This is a genomic window from Streptomyces sp. NPDC104367 (assembly GCF_055583825.1).
On record NZ_JBVJND010000036.1, the window covers coordinates 53,407 to 69,156 of the forward strand.

At 74.4% G+C, this 15,750-nt stretch carries 15 protein-coding genes; 11 read left to right on the top strand and 4 right to left on the bottom strand.

Annotation, left to right across the window (positions count from 1 at the left end; translation table 11 throughout):
• Window positions 1–106 precede the first annotated feature (106 nt).
• From ACZ619_RS38105 to ACZ619_RS38155, 11 genes are all read left to right on the top strand, one after another.
• Window positions 107–544: a hypothetical protein gene (locus ACZ619_RS38105; protein ID WP_469609201.1), complete on the top strand. Its 438-nt coding sequence runs from the start codon at window positions 107–109 to the stop codon at window positions 542–544.
• On the top strand, window positions 541–1,470 hold the full coding sequence (locus ACZ619_RS38110) for a hypothetical protein (protein WP_469609204.1): 930 nt from the start codon (window positions 541–543) through the stop codon (window positions 1,468–1,470). The genes ACZ619_RS38105 and ACZ619_RS38110 overlap by 4 nt, the downstream gene beginning before the upstream one ends.
• Entirely contained in the window at window positions 1,457–2,890 is a 1,434-nt protein-coding gene (locus tag ACZ619_RS38115; protein WP_469609207.1) for a V-type ATPase 116kDa subunit family protein, read from the top strand. The genes ACZ619_RS38110 and ACZ619_RS38115 overlap by 14 nt, the downstream gene beginning before the upstream one ends.
• Window positions 2,875–3,291 carry an ATP synthase subunit C gene (locus ACZ619_RS38120; protein ID WP_469609209.1) on the top strand — a complete coding sequence of 139 codons (417 nt, stop codon included), beginning with the start codon at window positions 2,875–2,877 and terminating at the stop codon, window positions 3,289–3,291. The genes ACZ619_RS38115 and ACZ619_RS38120 overlap by 16 nt, the downstream gene beginning before the upstream one ends.
• A gap of 2 nt (window positions 3,292–3,293) precedes the next feature.
• Window positions 3,294–3,521, top strand: a complete 228-nt coding sequence (locus ACZ619_RS38125) for a hypothetical protein (RefSeq protein WP_469609212.1) — start codon at window positions 3,294–3,296, stop codon at window positions 3,519–3,521.
• Window positions 3,518–4,282: a hypothetical protein gene (locus ACZ619_RS38130; RefSeq protein ID WP_469609215.1), complete on the top strand. Its 765-nt coding sequence runs from the start codon at window positions 3,518–3,520 to the stop codon at window positions 4,280–4,282. The genes ACZ619_RS38125 and ACZ619_RS38130 overlap by 4 nt, the downstream gene beginning before the upstream one ends.
• On the top strand, window positions 4,279–6,000 hold the full coding sequence (locus ACZ619_RS38135; protein WP_469609217.1) for a V-type ATP synthase subunit A: 1,722 nt from the start codon (window positions 4,279–4,281) through the stop codon (window positions 5,998–6,000). The genes ACZ619_RS38130 and ACZ619_RS38135 overlap by 4 nt, the downstream gene beginning before the upstream one ends.
• Window positions 5,997–7,388 (top strand): V-type ATP synthase subunit B, encoded by a 1,392-nt coding sequence (locus ACZ619_RS38140; protein ID WP_469609220.1) that lies wholly within the window; start codon window positions 5,997–5,999, stop codon window positions 7,386–7,388. The genes ACZ619_RS38135 and ACZ619_RS38140 overlap by 4 nt, the downstream gene beginning before the upstream one ends.
• Window positions 7,385–8,005 (top strand): V-type ATP synthase subunit D, encoded by a 621-nt coding sequence (locus ACZ619_RS38145; protein WP_469609221.1) that lies wholly within the window; start codon window positions 7,385–7,387, stop codon window positions 8,003–8,005. The genes ACZ619_RS38140 and ACZ619_RS38145 overlap by 4 nt, the downstream gene beginning before the upstream one ends.
• Before the next feature lie 290 nt (window positions 8,006–8,295).
• The gene (locus tag ACZ619_RS38150; RefSeq protein WP_469609224.1) at window positions 8,296–8,829 is read left to right on the top strand and encodes a VOC family protein; all 534 of its coding nucleotides are present in this window, start codon (window positions 8,296–8,298) and stop codon (window positions 8,827–8,829) included.
• Between the two features lie 890 nt (window positions 8,830–9,719).
• Window positions 9,720–10,928 (top strand): IS110 family RNA-guided transposase, encoded by a 1,209-nt coding sequence (locus tag ACZ619_RS38155; RefSeq protein WP_469609228.1) that lies wholly within the window; start codon window positions 9,720–9,722, stop codon window positions 10,926–10,928.
• 47 nt (window positions 10,929–10,975) lie between these two features.
• On the opposite strand, the gene ACZ619_RS38160 is transcribed toward ACZ619_RS38155, so the two are convergent.
• The 4 genes from ACZ619_RS38160 to ACZ619_RS38175 all read right to left on the bottom strand — a co-directional run bounded on the left by ACZ619_RS38160 (window position 10,976) and on the right by ACZ619_RS38175 (window position 15,551).
• Window positions 10,976–11,647: a CBS domain-containing protein gene (locus ACZ619_RS38160; protein WP_469609231.1), complete on the bottom strand. Its 672-nt coding sequence runs from the start codon at window positions 11,645–11,647 to the stop codon at window positions 10,976–10,978.
• 388 nt (window positions 11,648–12,035) lie between these two features.
• Complete coding sequence (locus tag ACZ619_RS38165) at window positions 12,036–12,989, bottom strand: SDR family NAD(P)-dependent oxidoreductase (RefSeq protein ID WP_469609233.1); 954 nt, start codon at window positions 12,987–12,989, stop codon at window positions 12,036–12,038.
• 158 nt (window positions 12,990–13,147) lie between these two features.
• Window positions 13,148–14,689 carry a bifunctional aminoglycoside phosphotransferase/ATP-binding protein gene (locus ACZ619_RS38170; protein ID WP_469609236.1) on the bottom strand — a complete coding sequence of 514 codons (1,542 nt, stop codon included), beginning with the start codon at window positions 14,687–14,689 and terminating at the stop codon, window positions 13,148–13,150.
• On the bottom strand, window positions 14,682–15,551 hold the full coding sequence (locus ACZ619_RS38175) for a universal stress protein (protein ID WP_469609238.1): 870 nt from the start codon (window positions 15,549–15,551) through the stop codon (window positions 14,682–14,684). The genes ACZ619_RS38170 and ACZ619_RS38175 overlap by 8 nt, the downstream gene beginning before the upstream one ends.
• Between the last annotated feature and the right edge of the window lie 199 nt (window positions 15,552–15,750).

The window sequence follows — 15,750 nt, forward strand, 5'->3', positions numbered from 1 at the left end:
CTAGAGCCGAACGGCCCTGGTGGCACGGCATGACGGCCCTATCCGGTGCGGGGCCGGCCGAGGACGGTGAGACTGGAGGAGCAGCCGACCGGCAGGAGGCCGGGACATGAGCCTGCGGGACTTCCTGGAACGGTTCAGGCCGACCGGGACACCGGGAGCGGCCGCCACCGGCGTGCCTCCCGACCGGGCGGCGGAACGCGCCGCGGAACTGGCACCGGCGCTCGCCCGGCTGACGGCCGTCCAGCAGGAGGCCGCACGGATCAGGACGGCTGGGGAAGAGGCCGCCGGGACGATCCGCCGTGAGGCCTGGCAGGAGGCGGCGCACATCGTGGCGGCCGCCCGTGAGCAGGCTCCCGAGGTGCGGCGCAGGTGCGCGGTGCCCCTCGTACGGGACGCGCTGCGCGAGGCGGAGGCTGTCCGCGCCGCGGGTGACAGCACCGCCGACGCGGTCCGGGAGCACGCTCGGGCAGCGCTGCCCGCTCTGGTGGAGGAGGCCGTGGCGCGGGCGCTGCGCGCGGTGTCCGGGGCGGGCGCGGGACCATGAGCGTCGGATGGGTCGCCGGAGCGGTCCGGGCGCGGGCGCTGGTCGAGAAGTGCCCAGGGGCGGCCGGGGCCCGAGAGCTGGCGGCATGTCCTTCGCTCGACGAGGCACTGCGGTGGCTGGCCGGCACCCCGTACGCCAGATACGCGCGCGAGGCGTCCGGGCCGGCCGCGGCCCAGCGGGCGGTGTCCGCCACTCTGCTGTGGCATCTGAGAGTGCTGGCGGGCTGGCTGCCGCGGGGCGGGGCCCGGCTGCTCGTGCCGCTGGCCTCGGGATTCGAGGTCGCCAACGTGACGGCCCTGCTGTCCTCGTCGGACCCCGTCGGCCCGGGCGCACCGCCGCCGTACCGGCTGGGGGCGCTGCAGACGGCCTGGATCCGTCTGCGGGAGGCAGGGTCCCGGGGGGAGCTGCGCGCGGCGCTCGCCGCGTCCCCGTGGGGCGATCCGGGCGGGGACACGCCCTGGGCCCTGGTCACGGGCATGCGGATGGCCGCCGCGCGGCGCACGGCGGCCGCCGTGCCGCAGGCGCGTGGCTGGGCGCAGGGCCGCGCGGCCCTGCTGACGGCGCGTGAGCTGTTCGTGCACGGCCGTCCCCTGCCGGAGCCGGTACGGCGGGACGCGGCCCGGCTGCTGGGGGCGCGCGCGTCGGCCGCCGGCTCGTACCAGGAGTTCCGCGACATTCTGCCGACGCCGGCCCGGCGGCTCCTGGCGACGGCCGAGGAGCCGCGGGAGCTCTGGCGGGCAGAGGCCCGCTGGTGGCGCACGGTCCGTGACGACGGCGCCGCCCTGCTGCGCGAAGGCCGGTACGGGCCGGGCCCGGTCGTCGGTGCGGTCGCCGTTCTCTCCGTGGACGCCTGGCGGGTGCGGGCGGCCGTGGAGTCGGCGGCCCGGGGAGGGCGGCCCGGGGAGGCGTTCGATGCCCTTGCGTGAGGGGGTGAGGCCGGTCCGGATGCGCCGCGTGGCGGTGGTCGTGCCGCAGGCGGCGCTGCGGGACGCACTGGTGCGGATCGCACAGGCCGGCTGTGTGGAGCTGGACCGCGCGGCGGAGACGGTCCCGGGTCCCGCCGCGCTGCGCCTGCGGCGGATCCGTGGACACGCAGGGCCGGAGACCGAGGGCCGGGTCGCCCTGGCCGTCGCGGCACCCGACCTGGACCGGCTGGAGGACCGCCGGGAGACCGGGCTGCTGGCCGGGGAAGCGGAACTGGAGGAACGCGCGGAGGGCGCCGTACGGCGGGGCGAGGTGTCGGCACTGGCCGGATGGTGTCCGGCGGCCGAGGTGCCCCGGGTCACGGAGCGGCTCAAGGCGGCGGGCGGCGCGCTGATCCCGCTGCCGGTCCCGCGCGGCACCGACCCTCCGACGCTGCTGCGCCCCGCGAGGGTCTCGTTCACGCCGCTGGTGTCGGCGTACGGCACACCCGCCTACGCGGACCTCGACCCGTCGTGGCCCGCCGGTCTCGCCTACGTCGCCATGTTCGGGATCATGTTCGGCGATGTCGGGCACGGGGCGCTGCTGCTCCTCGGCGCACTGGCCCTGCGGCGCGGACGGCCCCGGCGCCTCGCGCCCCTGCGCCGCCTGTGGCCGTTCATGGCGGGCGCCGGGCTGGCAGCCGTGCTCGCCGGCGCCGCCTACGGCGAGTTCTTCGGGCCGACCGGCGTGCTGCCGGCGCTGTGGCTGGCACCGCTGGAGAGCCCGGCCCGGCTGCTCGCGGCGGCCGTGGTGTTCGGGACCTTGCTGCTGGCCCTGGCGCATGCCGCGGGCGCGGTGAACCGGGTGCGGGAGGGCGGCTGGGCGGCGGGGCTGTACGCGGCGTCCGGCGTCGCCGGGCTGCTCTTCTACCTGGGGCTCGCGCTGGCGGCCGCAGGCCTGGTCCGGCACCTGCCGTCGGCCGCCGCGGCCGGAGCCGCGCTCGCGCTCGCGGGTCTGGGCCTGGTGGCGTTCGGGCTGTTCCGGGCGACGGCGGGCGGCGGTGCCGGGCTCGCGGAGACGGGGGTGCGGCTCTTCGACGTGGTCGTGCGCACGGGGACCAACACCCTGTCCTTCGCCCGTCTCGCAGCCTTCGGCCTGACCCACGCCGCGCTGGCCGACCTCGTGTGGCGCGGCACCGCGGGCCTGGCGGCCCACGGTTCAGCGGGATGGGCAGGCGCCGTTGTGCTGTTCGCCGCCGGGACGGCCCTGTGCTTCGCGCTGGAGTCGCTGGTGGCCGGGGTGCAAGCCCTGCGGCTGGAGTTCTACGAGATCTTCTCGCGGCTCTTCGAGACGGAGGGCCGCCCGTTTTGTCCCTGGCACGTTCCGCCGGCGAAACCTGCCGACGCCGCTCCTACGAAGGTGATCCCATGCTCGCGTGGCTGATCGTGCTGCCGGTCCTGGTGGCGGTGCTCGGTGCCGTACGGCTGCTGCGGCGGCGCCGGACCAGGAGCGCCTTCCGCTGGTTGCTGGCGACGAACCTGGCCGTGCTCGCGAGCGCGGGCGTCGTCCTGGCCACGGCGCTCACGGGCCCGGCTCAGGCATCGGCGCAAGCCGCGGCGGGAGGCGGCGCGGTCAACGGTTCCGCGCTGATAGGAGCGGCCATAGCGGTGGCCGGGGCCTCGATCGGGGCCGCCATCGCGGTCGCCTACACGGGGGCGGCCGCGCTCGCCGCGCTGAGCGAGCGGCCCGAGATGTTCGGCAGGGCGATGGTGATCGTCGGTCTGGCGGAGGGCATAGCCGTGTACGGGCTGGTGGTCGCCGTCCTGCTGATCGGAAAGGCGTGACCATGGGGACGGTGGCCGCGATCGGCGAGCGGACCGGTGTGGGCGGGCTGGCCCTGGCCGGGGTCGAGGTGCTGGCGGCGGAGGATCCGGACGCCGTCCGCCGGGCCTGGACGGGTCTCCCGGCAACCGTCGATCTGGTGATCCTGACGGCGTCGGCCGCCGAGGCGCTCGGCACCGAGGTCACGGAGCCGGACCCGGCGAGGCCGCTGACGGTGGTGATGCCCCCATGACCGCGCCCCTGGAAGGAGACGGACTGGAGCCCGTGCGTGCCGGACTGCTGCGTGCCGCCCGGGCCGACGCCGAGGCTGCCGTGGCACGGGCACGTGCGGACGCGGCGGAGATCCTGCGCGCCGCGCACGCGGACGCCGAACTGATACTGGCCCAGGCGTGGAAGTTGGGCGCGGGTGACGGACGGGCGGCCGCCGCCCGGGAGCGCGGACGAGCCGCCGAGGAAGCCTGGAGCAGGGAGCTGGCGGCCCGCTCCGAGGTGTACGCCGAGCTGCGGGCCGAGGTGCGAGCCGTGGTACGGCAGGCGCTGGCGGAGGGTGCCGTGCCGCCCGGAACCCGCGCGGCGGCGCACCGCCCGGAGCGGGAGCCCGGATCGCGCACCCGGACCGGCAGCGGCGCACGCGCCGGCAGCCGTCCCGCCCCGGGGCGGCTGCCGGCGCGGGATGACGCACCGCCTGGGCGGGCCGGCACGCGCCCGGCGGGCCCGGACCCGGCGGCCCGTACCGGGGTTCGCCCTGATCCGGGAGCGGAGGACGGTGCCGGGGCACGGCGGGACTCCGGCATGGGCGCGGTTTGCCCGATTCGGCTCTCGGAGGCCGCTCACGCGCTGCTGGGCCCAGGTGCCCGGATCACCGCCGCGCCCGGGGGCGGGATCACCGCCGACGTACCGGGACGCCACCTCGACCTGTCCGCGGACACCCTCGCCGACCGCGCCCTGGAGCGCTTGGGCGGCCGCGTGGAGGCCCTGTGGAGCCTGCCATGAGCGTCATGCCACCTCGGATCCTGCGGGTCGCCGGCCCCCTGGTCGAGACCGAGTGCCCGGCGTCCGTGGCCATGCACGACCTGGTGCTGCTGGGAACAGCCCGGCTGCCGGGCGAGGTGGTCGCCGTCCAGGGGGACACGGCCACTGTCCAGGCCTACGAGTACACCGGTGGGCTGACCCCCGGGGATCCCGCCGAACCGCAGGGGCGTCCGCTGTCGGTGCGGCTGGGCCCGGGGCTGCTCGGGGGTGTCTTCGACGGCCTGCTGCGGCCGCTGTCCGCGGCCGGGGACCTGCTCCTGACCGGCGGGCCGTCAAAAACGCCGGACGGACGCGGGTGGCCGTACAGGCCACTGGTGGCGGAGGGCGGGCGGGTGGCGGCCGGTGACGTCCTCGGTGAGATCGCGGCGGCGGTGCCCCTGAGACTGCTGGTCCCGCCCGGTCTGTGCGGTGTGGTGGGGCCGGTGGCGGCCGAGGGTGAGTACACCGCCGACACCGCACTCGCCGCCGTGGACGGGCACGAGGTGGGCATGGCGCAGGTCTGGCCGGTGCGCAGACCCCGGCCGGTGGCCGGCCGGCTGCCGGCCGGGCTGCCGCTGCACACCGGGCAACGGGCGGTCGACCTGCTCTTCCCGGTGGCCCGGGGCAGCACGGTCGCCGTCCCCGGCGGATTCGGCACCGGCAAGACCATGCTGCTCCAGCAGATCGCCAAGTGGTGCGACGCCGACGTGATCGTCTACGTCGGCTGCGGGGAGCGCGGCAACGAGATGGCCGATGTCATCGAGGAGCTGGCGGAACTGTCCGACCCGCGTACCGGGGGCCGGCTGTCGCAGCGCACGGTGACGATCGCGAACACCTCCAACATGCCGATGATGGCCCGGGAGACGAGTGTGTACACCGGGGTGACGGTCGCCGAGTACTTCCGGGACATGGGTCTCGACGTCGTCGTCATCGCCGACTCGACGTCGCGATGGGCCGAGGCACTGCGGGAGTTCGCCTCCCGGATGGGCGAACTCCCCGCGGAGGAGGGCTATCCGGCGAGCCTCGCCTCACGGCTGGCGGCGTTCTACGAGCGGGCCGGGGCCGTCCGCACCCTGGGCGGCGCCACCGGGTCCGTCACTGTTCTCGGCGCCGTCTCCCCGCCGGGCGGCGACCGCACCGAGCCGGTGACCGCGCACACCGAGCGGTTCGTGCGGTGCCTGTGGAGCCTGGACCGCGATCTCGCCTATGCGCGCCACTATCCGGCCGTCTCCTGGACGGACTCCTTCTCCCGGGACGCTCCCGCTCTGGCCGACGCGCACGCGCGGGCCGGGGACCCGGACTGGGCGGCCCGACGGGGGCGGGTGGCCCGGCTGCTGGCCGAGGCGGACCGGCTGGGCGCACTGGTCGAGCTGGTCGGCATCACGGCCCTGCCGCCGCGCGAGCGGATCAGTGTGCTCGCCGGGCGGCTGCTGCGCGAGGCGGTGATCCAGCAGAGCGCTCTGTCACCGGCCGACGCCTACAGCGCGCCGGAGAAGACGACCGCGCTGGTGGAGGCCGCGCTGGCGGTGGTCGACCGGTGCCTGGGCCTGGTGGACTCCGGCGCCTCGGTGGACGCCGTCGAGGCGGTCGACTTCACCCCGTTGCTGCGGGCCCGCGAGACGGCCGGCCCGGCGGAGACGGGGCCGGTGACGGCGGCCCGCGACCAGGTGCTGGCCCGTCTCGCGGAGGCGGCGGCATGAGCGGCCCCGCGGACATCGAGTACACGGGGGTACGGGAACTGCGTGGCCCGCTGGTGGTTCTGGAGGGGGTGAGCGGGGTGGGCTGGGACGAGTTCGCCACGATCACGCTCGACTCGGGCGGACGGCGGCACGGGCTGGTGCTGGAGGTGGACCGGGACATCGCCGTGGTGCAGGTGCTGGAGGACACCGCCGGCATGGACCGGGGCGGCACCCGCGTCGCCTTCTCGGGCTCGCCCCTGCGTCTGCCCGTCGGCTCCGGGTGGCTGGGCCGGGTGTGCAACGGGCGCGGTGAACCGGTCGACGGCGGACCGCCGGTGCTGGGCGGCACCTACGCGGAGGCGGGCGGCGCTCCGATCAACCCGGTGCGCCGGGAGCCGCCGACCGAGCCCGTGCTGACCGGGGTGAGCGCCGTGGACGTCCTCACCACACTGGTCCGCGGCCAGAAGCTACCCGTGTTCTCCGCGGCCGGGCTGCCGCATCTGGAACTGGCGGTGCAGATCGCGGCCCAGGCGACGTGCGGCGGCGAGGCGTTCGCGGTGGTCTTCGCCGGCATGGGGCTCACCCACGCCGACACGGCGTTCGTCCGTGCCGGGCTGGCGGAGCGCTCGGCGGCCCGGGAACTGGTGCTGCTGCTGAACACCGCCGACGACCCGGTCGTCGAGCGACTGCTCACCCCGAGGATCGCGCTGACGGTGGCCGAGCACCTGGCGTTCGCCGAAGGCCGTCACGTGCTGGTCGTGATGACGGACATGACGGCCTACTCCGAGGCGCTGCGGGAGGTGTCCGCCGCCCGGGGCGAGATCCCCGCCCGCCGGGCCTACCCCGGCTATCTCTACAGCGACCTCGCCTCCCTCTACGAGCGTTGCGGCCGGATCCGGGACAGACCGGGGTCGGTGACCGTCCTCCCGGTGCTCACCATGCCGGCGGGCGACATCACCCACCCCGTCCCGGACCTCACCGGTTACATCACGGAAGGGCAGATCGTGCTCTCCGCCGAGGTGTACGCGGCCGGCACGTATCCGCCCGTCGACCCGCTCGCCTCGCTGTCGCGCCTGATGCGCAAGGGGGCCGGGAAGGGGCGGACCCGCGCCGACCATCCGGACGTGGCCGCGCAACTGCTCGCCGCGCTGGCCCGGTCCCGGCAGGTGCGGGAACTCGCCGACCTGATCGGCCGGCCCGCGCTCAGCCCGGCCGACCTGGTCCACCTGGACCTTGCGGACGCCTTCCGGCAGCGGTTCCTCGCCCAGGCCCCCGACGAGAACCGCACGCTGGACGACTCCCTGGACCGGGCCTGGGACGTCCTGCTGACGCTGCCGCGCAGCCAGCTCGGCATGCTTGCGGCGGAGCTGCTCGACGCCCACCCGGCCCCACCTGACGAGGCATCGTGAGCGGGCCCGGCAGCCGGATACCGGCGGGCCGTGCCGGACGGCTGCGACTGCGCCGCAGCCTCGCCACCGCGCTGCGCGGGGCGGACCTCCTCGAACGCAAACTCCGGCTGCTGCTGGACCGGGAGCGCGTGGCCCGCCGGGCGGCCGGGGAGGCCGGTGAGGTCTGGCGGCGGCACCTGGCCGAGGCGGACACCTGGCTGGTGCGCGGCGTCCTGCTCGGCGGCGAAGCCGCGCTGGCCCAGGCGGTGCCGGCGGACCGGGCCCGGGTCGGCATCGCCTGGGAGACGCTCATGGGCGTGCGGCATCCGGCCGCCGTGTCCTGGAGCGGCCCCGTGCGCTCGGTCGACGAGCCGACGCCGCCCAACACCGCGCTCGCGCACGCCGAGTCGGCGTACCGCGCCGCGGTCCGGGCCGCCGCCGAGCATGCCGCCCACCAAGCGGCGGCCGAGCTGCTCGGCGCCGAGGCGGTACGCACCCGGCAGCGGGTCCGCGCCCTGCGCCGGCACTGGATCCCCCGGCTGCGCGGCGAACTCGCGGCGACGGAACTGGCGCTGGAGGAAGCCGAGCACGAGGAGGCGGTACGACGCCGCTGGGCCGCCGAGCACGGCGCGCGGTGAACGGTCCACCCGCACGCGGCGGCGGGCCCGCCGGTTCCGCGTCCAGCCCCGCCACCGATGCATGCGCCACAGGCCAGGCGCCGTGTCGCCGGCAGCAGTACCTGGTTTCTCGCCGGCCGGGCCCGGCGCCGCTCGCCGGCTCGCCGGCTCACCGGCTCACCGGGAACCGTGTTCGGCCTGGGTTAGCGGCCTCCTGGTTGCGGCCCAGGTTCAGTGCTGTCCGGGACAGGGGCTGACCTGACGCGTGCCTGTCGTCGCTGCCGGCAACCGATGTCAGCGAAGGGACCGCGATGCCCAAGCAGACCAGCGCCGCGCCGGAGGGCTGCACCACCGTCGCGCCCTGGGTCGTCACCGACGGCACAGGGGCTGTCCTCGACTTCGTCGCCCAGGCGTTCGGGGGCATGGAACTCGGGCGGATATCGACCGAGGACGGCTTGATCGGTCACGCCGAGATCCGAGTCGGCGACACCGTAGTGCCGGCCTTCGACCGACGCTCGGACTGGCTCATCTTGCCGAGCCTGCTGCGCGTGTTCGTCGCCGATGCGGACGAGGCGTTGTCACAGGCCGTCGCAGCCGGCGGCCAGGTCGTCACTCCCCTGGCCGACGACGCCTTCGGACAGCGCGGAGGGCGTGTCAAGGATCCGTTCGGCAACATCTGGTGGGTGGTCAGCCGCGTCGAGGACGTCTCCGAGAGCGGGACGTGGAAGCGACTACAGGACCCCGTGTACGCCGAGGCCATGCGCGAGGCTCAGGAAACGCTTGACGCCGAGCTCAGCCGTCGACGCAACAGGCGCAGCGACGCACCTGTCAGGACGAACGGCTGACCCAGGTCATTCTGCTTCGGCTGCTTTCCGGTTGGCCTGCTTGTTTCCCCGTCCGGGCTGGGCGTCTACGGGAACCCCGCCGTGGCCTGGGTACCCGGTGGCGGCGCGCGAGCACGGATCGGCCGGCTCCGCTCTCGCCGCGGACCGGCCGTGCGGTGGGGAGGCCTTGACCGGCCGGGTCGTCGAGGTGCCGCGCGCCGGGGAAGAAGGAGCAGCTGTCGCCGCAGCCCACGGTGACGACTGCGTCGGACGCGGCGGGAGCAGATCCGGCCCAGCGGGCTTCGCCTGCGTCGCGGGTGAGCCCGACCAGCGCGTAGTCGGCCGGGCTCATCGACGAAGGTCAGGGCCTCCGCGCTGTCAGCCTACGCCCGCTCCGGCGGACCACGACGGCACGGCCGCTCCTGCGCGCCGTGACGCGCGGGCAGGGCCCGCCGGACCACCGGCAGAACGCCCGTGCGCTGCTCCACACGGACCTCGGGGAGCTGCCGGACTCCGCACTCCGGATCGAGGACCCCGTGCCGATCGTGCCCCCTGCGCTCCCAGGCTCCGGAGGAGCCGACCGCCCGGGTGCGGGCGGATCGAGGAGCGGCTCCTCGCCGGGCCACCCACTCCGCCTGCGCCCCGGCCCCCCGTTATGTTCTTCGCGGCTCCGCAATGGGGCCGCTGGCCTCCGGGCCCGGCATGACTGTGTCCCCCTGTCGAACGGATGACCTGGGGGGTGGTGTCACCGGGCCCGAGGGGTGCCGTTGGAGACGCTGATGAGAGGTCCGACTACCGCCTGGCCTGGCGCAACGCCCGGCCGCCTGCGGGCGGCAGGTCTGCATAACGTGGATGCGCACGTACGGCGCCGACTCCCCGGCCAGCACCGCACCGAAGCAGTTGGGAGCACGATGTTCGACATCGGCGACGTGGGCGTTTTCCTCGGCCTGGACGTCGGCAAGACCGCTCACCACGGCCATGCACTCACCCCGGCCAGCAAGAAGGTCTTCGACAAGCAGCTGCCCAACAGCGAGCCGAAACTGCGAGCCGTCTTCGACAAGCTGGCCGCGAAGTTCGGCACTGTGCTCGTCATCGTCGACCAGCCGGCCTCCATCGGCGCCCTCCCGCTCACCGTCGCACGGGACGCCGGCTGCAAGGTCGCCTACCTGCCCGGACTCGCGATGCGCCGGATCGCCGACCTCTACCCGGGGGAGGCAAAGACCGACGCGAAGGACGCCGCGGTGATCTCGGACGCCGCCCGCACCATGCCGCACACCCTGCGCTCCCTGGAACTGACCGACGAGATCACCGCCGAACTGACCGTCCTGGTCGGCTTCGACCAGGACCTGGCGGCCGAGGCCACCCGCACCAGCAACCGGATACGCGGCCTGCTCACCCAGTTCCACCCCTCGCTGGAACGCGTCCTGGGCCCGCGCCTGGACCACCCCGCCGTGACCTGGCTGCTGGAACGCTATGGCTCCCCGGCCGCCCTGCGGAAAGCCGGCCGCCGCAGACTCGTCGAAGTGATCCGGCCCAAGGCCCCGCGCATGGCCCAGCGGCTGATCGACGAGATCTTCGACGCGCTCGACGAACAGACCGTCGTCGTTCCCGGGACCGGCACCCTCGACGTTGTGGTCCCCTCCCTGGCCCGGTCCCTGGCCGCTGTCCACGAACAACGCCGTGCTCTGGAGGCCCAGATCAAGGCCCTGCTGGAGGACCACCCTCTTTCCCAGGTCCTGACCTCGATGCCCGGGGTCGCGGTCAGGACCGCCGCAGTCCTGCTGGTCACCGTCGGCGACGGCACCAGCTTCCCCACCGCCGCCCACCTCGCCTCCTACGCCGGACTCGCCCCCGCCACCAAATCGTCCGGGACCTCGATCCACGGCGAACACGCACCCAGAAGCGGAAACCGGCAGCTCAAACGGGCCATGTTCCTCTCCGCGTTCGCCGCCCTGCATGATCCCGACTCCCGCACCTACTACGACAAGTGCCGGGGGCGAGGCAAGACCCACACCCAGGCCCTCCTCCGCCTCGCCCGCCACCGCATCAGCGTGCTCTTCGCGATGCTCCGCGACGGCACCGTCTACGAACCACGCAGCCCCGAAGCCGCCACCACATGACCACTCAGCCTTGACGAAGGACATAGAGGCACCCCCCCCCAGCCGGCTCAGGAAGCCGAAGAGGGCCGGGCGTCGTCCCTCCGCCAGGCAAGCCTCGCGGCGACCGACACCACGCCGTCCACGCCCCGGCACAGCTGCTCGACGACCGGAACCAGACTCCGGTACTCCACCGTGCCGCCGAGTTCGACCCGGCCGTCCCGCACTTCCACGACCACGTCCGCCGGCTGGAGGCCCAACGTGCCCCGCAGCAGGTCACCGGAGATCTCCTGGCGGATGGCGTCGTCACTGCGCAGGAACACCCGCAGCAGATCGCCACGGCTGACGATGCCCAGCAGCCGGTCCGCCTCGTCGACCACAGGCAGCCGTTTGACGTGCTGGGTCTCCATGAGGCGGGCCGCCTCCACCACGCTCCATTCCGGACGCGCGCACACCGCGGGGGCCGACATCACCTCCTCGGCCCGGGCGCCCTCGGCCTTCGCCCGTTCCCAGGCTTCGAGGTGCGGGACGGGGGTCCTGCCCGACGGGTCGGCCTGGTCGGCGCTCTTGCGCATCAGGTCGGCCTCGGACACCACCCCCATGGGGCGGCCCAGATCGTCCACCACGGGCACGGCGGTGACGTCGTTGTCCGCCAGCAGCCTCACCAGTTCCTTGAACGGGGTGTCCGGCCGTGCCCGGACGACGTGCCGGCTCATGAGCTCCTCGACCGTTCGGTGGTGCATGATGCCTCCCGGATCCGAGCCACCCGCCTTGCGCGCGTGACAGATCGGGTACAGCACCATTCTGCGGACGGGGCACCGATCATGCGAGCTCACCCGGGCGGCCGACGGCACCGAGCCTCCGTCACGCCGGCATCCGCGGAGAGGTGCCCGCACGGCTCCGGCGCGGCAGTTCCTGGAGGCGGGCCCGCTCCTCGCGGGAACCGGGCCACGGGGCGCGCCGAGTGCCGGGCGCTGCTGCTCACCGAGGTGAAGAGCGAGAGCGTCCACGCAGCCCTCGCGGACGGCATTCAGTCGGTCGTGGTTCCGAAGGACCGGACGGCCGAGCCGCATCGCATCGCATCGCATCGCATCGGGATCGAGGGCTGAACCACCGGCCGGGTTTTCGCTCCTAGCCGAAGCCGAGGTGCGTGTCGGCGCCGCCGACCAGCTCCGTGCTGGCGGCCCACAGCCGGGCGGCGACGGCCGCGTCGGTCATGTGCGCGGGCACGCGCTCGGGCCTTGGTTCGCCGCGCAGGCCGAAGACCCTCGGCCCCCACAGCTGCCCTCCCCGCACCTCCGGATCGAGGACGGCTCGGACGACGGGCCACGCCCCGGCCTCCTTGCCCTGGAGCAGGAGCCCGGCGGGCAGGGCGCGCAGCCGCTCGCCAGGGGTTGTCGTACGGACCGGCGGGCGGGACGGGGTGAGGGAGTCCAGTGCGCCGCCGGGGTGGGCCACCACACTGAGCACCGTGCTGCCGAGGGCGCGCAGGCGGCGGTCGAGTTCGAAGCCGAAGCACATCTGCGCCAGTTTCGACCGGCCGTAGCTGCGCTTGGGCCGGTAGTCGCACCTGGACTGCAGATCGTCGAGGTCCAGACGCTCGGACCCTGCCGCGAAACTCCCCACCGTCACGACGCGGCCCGCCGGGGCCGCGCACAGCAGAGGGGCCAGCGACCGGGTGAGCGCGAAGTGGCCGAGGTGGTTGGTACCGAACATCAGCTCGTGCCCGTCCCCGGTCTCCCGGCGCGGTGGATCGTCGAGCGCGACGCCCGCGTTGTGGACCACCGCATCGAGACGGCCGAGGTCCAGCCTCTCCGCGGCGGACGACAGGGACGACGGTTCGGCCAGATCCAGCGGCAGGTGACGCACGCGCGCGTCGCGGACACGTGAGCGGATGGAGGCCATGGCGGCGGCGGCCTTCGTGGCGTCCCGGCTGCCGAGCACGACGGTGGCGCCGGTGGCGGCCAGCTGCTCCGCCACGAAGTAGCCGATTCCGGCATTGCCTCCGGTGACCAGGAACGTCATGCCCTCTGCGGAGGGCAGTCGGTGGACGTCCCACGGCCGGCTCTTGGATGCGGAGGACACGATGGGGGCTCCTTGCTCTCGGGGTTCTCGAGGTTCTCGGGGTTCTCGGGGCGTGCTCATGAGGAGCAGCACTCCTCGAAGATCGCGGCCGCCGCCGACAGACCACCGACAGACCACCGACGCCGCCGACAGGCTTCCGACAACCCGCCCGGTCCCCGTCAGGCGCAGGGGGCTCCCGTCCCCCACGGGCGTACGGCGGCCAGCGCACGGGCGACCGCGGACTCCGGCGGCCCGCCGGTGTCGACCTCCACGGCCTGGGGCCACGGCGGTTCCGCCGCCGCCATCACCGCCGCCACGGCGGGGTCGGCGTCGGACGGGCCGGGAGCGCGCGTGCTCAGGCGGGCCGCCGCCACGTCGCCGGGAACACGGCAGTGCAGGGCCACGAGGTCGGCGCTGGTGCGCTCGGCCAGGCCCAGGGCGGTCCGGCGCTGTCCCGGGTCGGACCAGGTGGCGTCCAGCACGACGGACTCACCCAGGGACAGCAGGGCCGCTGCGCGGTCGAGCAGGGTGGCGTAGGTCCTGGCAGTCCACTCCGGTGTGTACAGGCCCTCACCGTAACCGGCCGCCGCCGGCCGGTCGGCGGGGATGCCCGCCAGCTCCTTGCGGACGCGGTCGCTGCTGAGCAGGGTGCCGCCCAGCCGGTCGGCCAGGAGCCCGGCGAGAGTGGACTTGCCGCTGCCCGGCGGTCCGCCGACGAGGGTCAGGCCGACGGCTGAGACGCGCAGGTGCCCCAGCGCTGTCGAGACCAGCCGTCGCGCCGTTGTCTCCGCACCGGCCGTGCCCTGGCGGGCCTGGATCACCGAGACCTTGGCGCGGACGAAGGCGCGGTAGGCCACGTAGTGGTGCCACAGCGAAGAGGGCGCCGGGTCTGCGGAGTACTCGCGGTACCGGGCGAGGAAGAACGCCGCGGTCTTCGGGACGCCGAGTCGTTCCAGGTCCATGGCGAGGAAGGCGGCGTCGTCGAGTCCGTCGAGATGGCGGAGACGGTCGTCGAACTCCAGGCAGTCGAGGATCCGGGGACCGTCGTCCAGACAGAAGACGTCCTCGGCGAGCAGGTCTCCATGCCCGTCGACCACCCGCCCCTGGGCGATACGGGCGTCGAACAACCGCTCACGGCCGGTGAGATAACGGCGCACCAACCGCTCGACCTCCGGCACCTCGTCGAACCCGAGACCGTCGTCGGTCAAGGCGCGGACCTGCGCGAAACCGGCCTCCCAGCGTGATGACAACGCGTCGCGTGTCCCTTGTTCGTCGATGTCCGGGCCACGGGGTGCCGCCGCGTGCCACGCGGCGAGCTGCCGGGCGACGGCCCGCAGATCGTCGTCGACGGCGGCCCGCTGCCGGACCAGGTGGGAGAGGCGGCGGTCCGCCGGCATGCGGTGCATCACCACGAGTGGTTCGCAGACGGTGGCGTCGGGGCCGCGGAACTCTCCCAGGCCCAGGTAGACGTCCGGGGCGAAGCGGCGGTTCAGGTCGACTTCGCGCTCGCACGCGGCGCGGCGGTCCTCGACGCCGGAGTAGTCCAGGAACCCCAGGTCCACCGGCTTCTTGAGCTTGTAGGCGCGGTCGCCGGCGAAGAACACGATCGCGGTGTGGGTCTCGCAGACCTCCGCGCGCGACGGCGGCTCGCCGTCGTGCCGGGAACCGTCCGGTCGCGGCGCCGGACTCGCCGTTTCCCCACGGGGCACCTGCTCAGTCATGGGGAACGACCGCGACGGGGCAGCGCGCGTGATGGATGGCGGCCTGCGCCACCGGACCCAGGTGCGGTGCCGGGCCCGCACGGTGTTCGCGCCGGCCGACGACAAGCAGCGCGGCGCCCTCGGCGGCCTCTACGACAGCCTTGGCCGGGCTTTCGAGACCGATGCCGTCGGCCACCTCCACCCGCGGGTACTTCTCACGCCAGGGGCGGAGCGTCACGCTCAGCTGCTTCTGGACATCCCTTCTCATCTCCTCGGCGATGTCGTGGTCGACTCCCCAGGGCAGGCGGGCGTGGAGCGGGACACTGCGGCCGTGCAGGGCCAGCAGAGGGACTCCCCTGGCCGCGGCGGAGTGGAAGGCGAAGTCGAGGAGGTCGTCGCAGGGGCCGTGCAGCTTCAGGGCGACGACCACCCGGCCCGGGACGGCTGCGGGCGGTCCCTGGTCCCGGTTCTCGGCGCGGACCAGCACCACCGGCCGTTCGGCCCGTGCCACGACCGGCATGCTGACGTCGCCCAAAAAGTAGCTCTGGACGGGCTCCAGCCCCCGGGATCCGAGCACGGTCATCTCGGACTCGCGCGCCGCCTGGAGCAGAGCGCTCTGAGCGTCGTCGGCGACCAGGCTGCCGACGACGGACAGGCCCGGGTGGCGTTCTCGGAGCTCCGCCCGCGCGGTGTGGACGAGGCGCTTCGCCCAGTAGTTCTGGTCGGCCTCCGCGGGGACGCGGGCCGGTTCCGGTGCCAGCAGCGGCCACGCGTGCAGCAGGCGCAGGGGGAGCTTGCGCTTCTCGGCCTCGTCGGCGGCCCACCGGGCAGCGGCAAGACTCTCGGGCGAACCGTCGAGTCCCACGGTGACTACGGATCGCATGGCGACGGCCTCCGTCTCGTACGAAGCTGGAATCGGACGCCCCATTCCGAGGATCACACCGGCACCCTTCCCACCGCACGCGGAGACGGGGCGGGCCCGGTGCAGGGCCCGGTCGGACTGCGGACGGCCGGGCGCGCGCTCGCGGACACCCGCCGGAGTTGCCATGATGAGATTGCGGACTTCCCGGGAGAACAAGGAC

Bases quoted from the DNA above. Each gene is read 5' to 3' on its own strand.
- ACZ619_RS38105 (WP_469609201.1), top strand. From the start codon at position 107: ATGAGCCTGCGGGACTTCCTGGAACGGTTCAGGCCGACCGGGACACCG.
- ACZ619_RS38110 (WP_469609204.1), top strand. From the start codon at position 541: ATGAGCGTCGGATGGGTCGCCGGAGCGGTCCGGGCGCGGGCGCTGGTC.
- ACZ619_RS38115 (WP_469609207.1), top strand. From the start codon at position 1,457: ATGCCCTTGCGTGAGGGGGTGAGGCCGGTCCGGATGCGCCGCGTGGCG.
- ACZ619_RS38120 (WP_469609209.1), top strand. From the start codon at position 2,875: ATGCTCGCGTGGCTGATCGTGCTGCCGGTCCTGGTGGCGGTGCTCGGT.
- ACZ619_RS38125 (WP_469609212.1), top strand. From the start codon at position 3,294: ATGGGGACGGTGGCCGCGATCGGCGAGCGGACCGGTGTGGGCGGGCTG.
- ACZ619_RS38130 (WP_469609215.1), top strand. From the start codon at position 3,518: ATGACCGCGCCCCTGGAAGGAGACGGACTGGAGCCCGTGCGTGCCGGA.
- ACZ619_RS38135 (WP_469609217.1), top strand. From the start codon at position 4,279: ATGAGCGTCATGCCACCTCGGATCCTGCGGGTCGCCGGCCCCCTGGTC.
- ACZ619_RS38140 (WP_469609220.1), top strand. From the start codon at position 5,997: ATGAGCGGCCCCGCGGACATCGAGTACACGGGGGTACGGGAACTGCGT.
- ACZ619_RS38150 (WP_469609224.1), top strand. From the start codon at position 8,296: ATGCCCAAGCAGACCAGCGCCGCGCCGGAGGGCTGCACCACCGTCGCG.
- ACZ619_RS38155 (WP_469609228.1), top strand. From the start codon at position 9,720: ATGTTCGACATCGGCGACGTGGGCGTTTTCCTCGGCCTGGACGTCGGC.
- ACZ619_RS38160 (WP_469609231.1), bottom strand. From the start codon at position 11,647: ATGCACCACCGAACGGTCGAGGAGCTCATGAGCCGGCACGTCGTCCGG.
- ACZ619_RS38170 (WP_469609236.1), bottom strand. From the start codon at position 14,689: ATGACTGAGCAGGTGCCCCGTGGGGAAACGGCGAGTCCGGCGCCGCGA.
- ACZ619_RS38175 (WP_469609238.1), bottom strand. From the start codon at position 15,551: ATGCGATCCGTAGTCACCGTGGGACTCGACGGTTCGCCCGAGAGTCTT.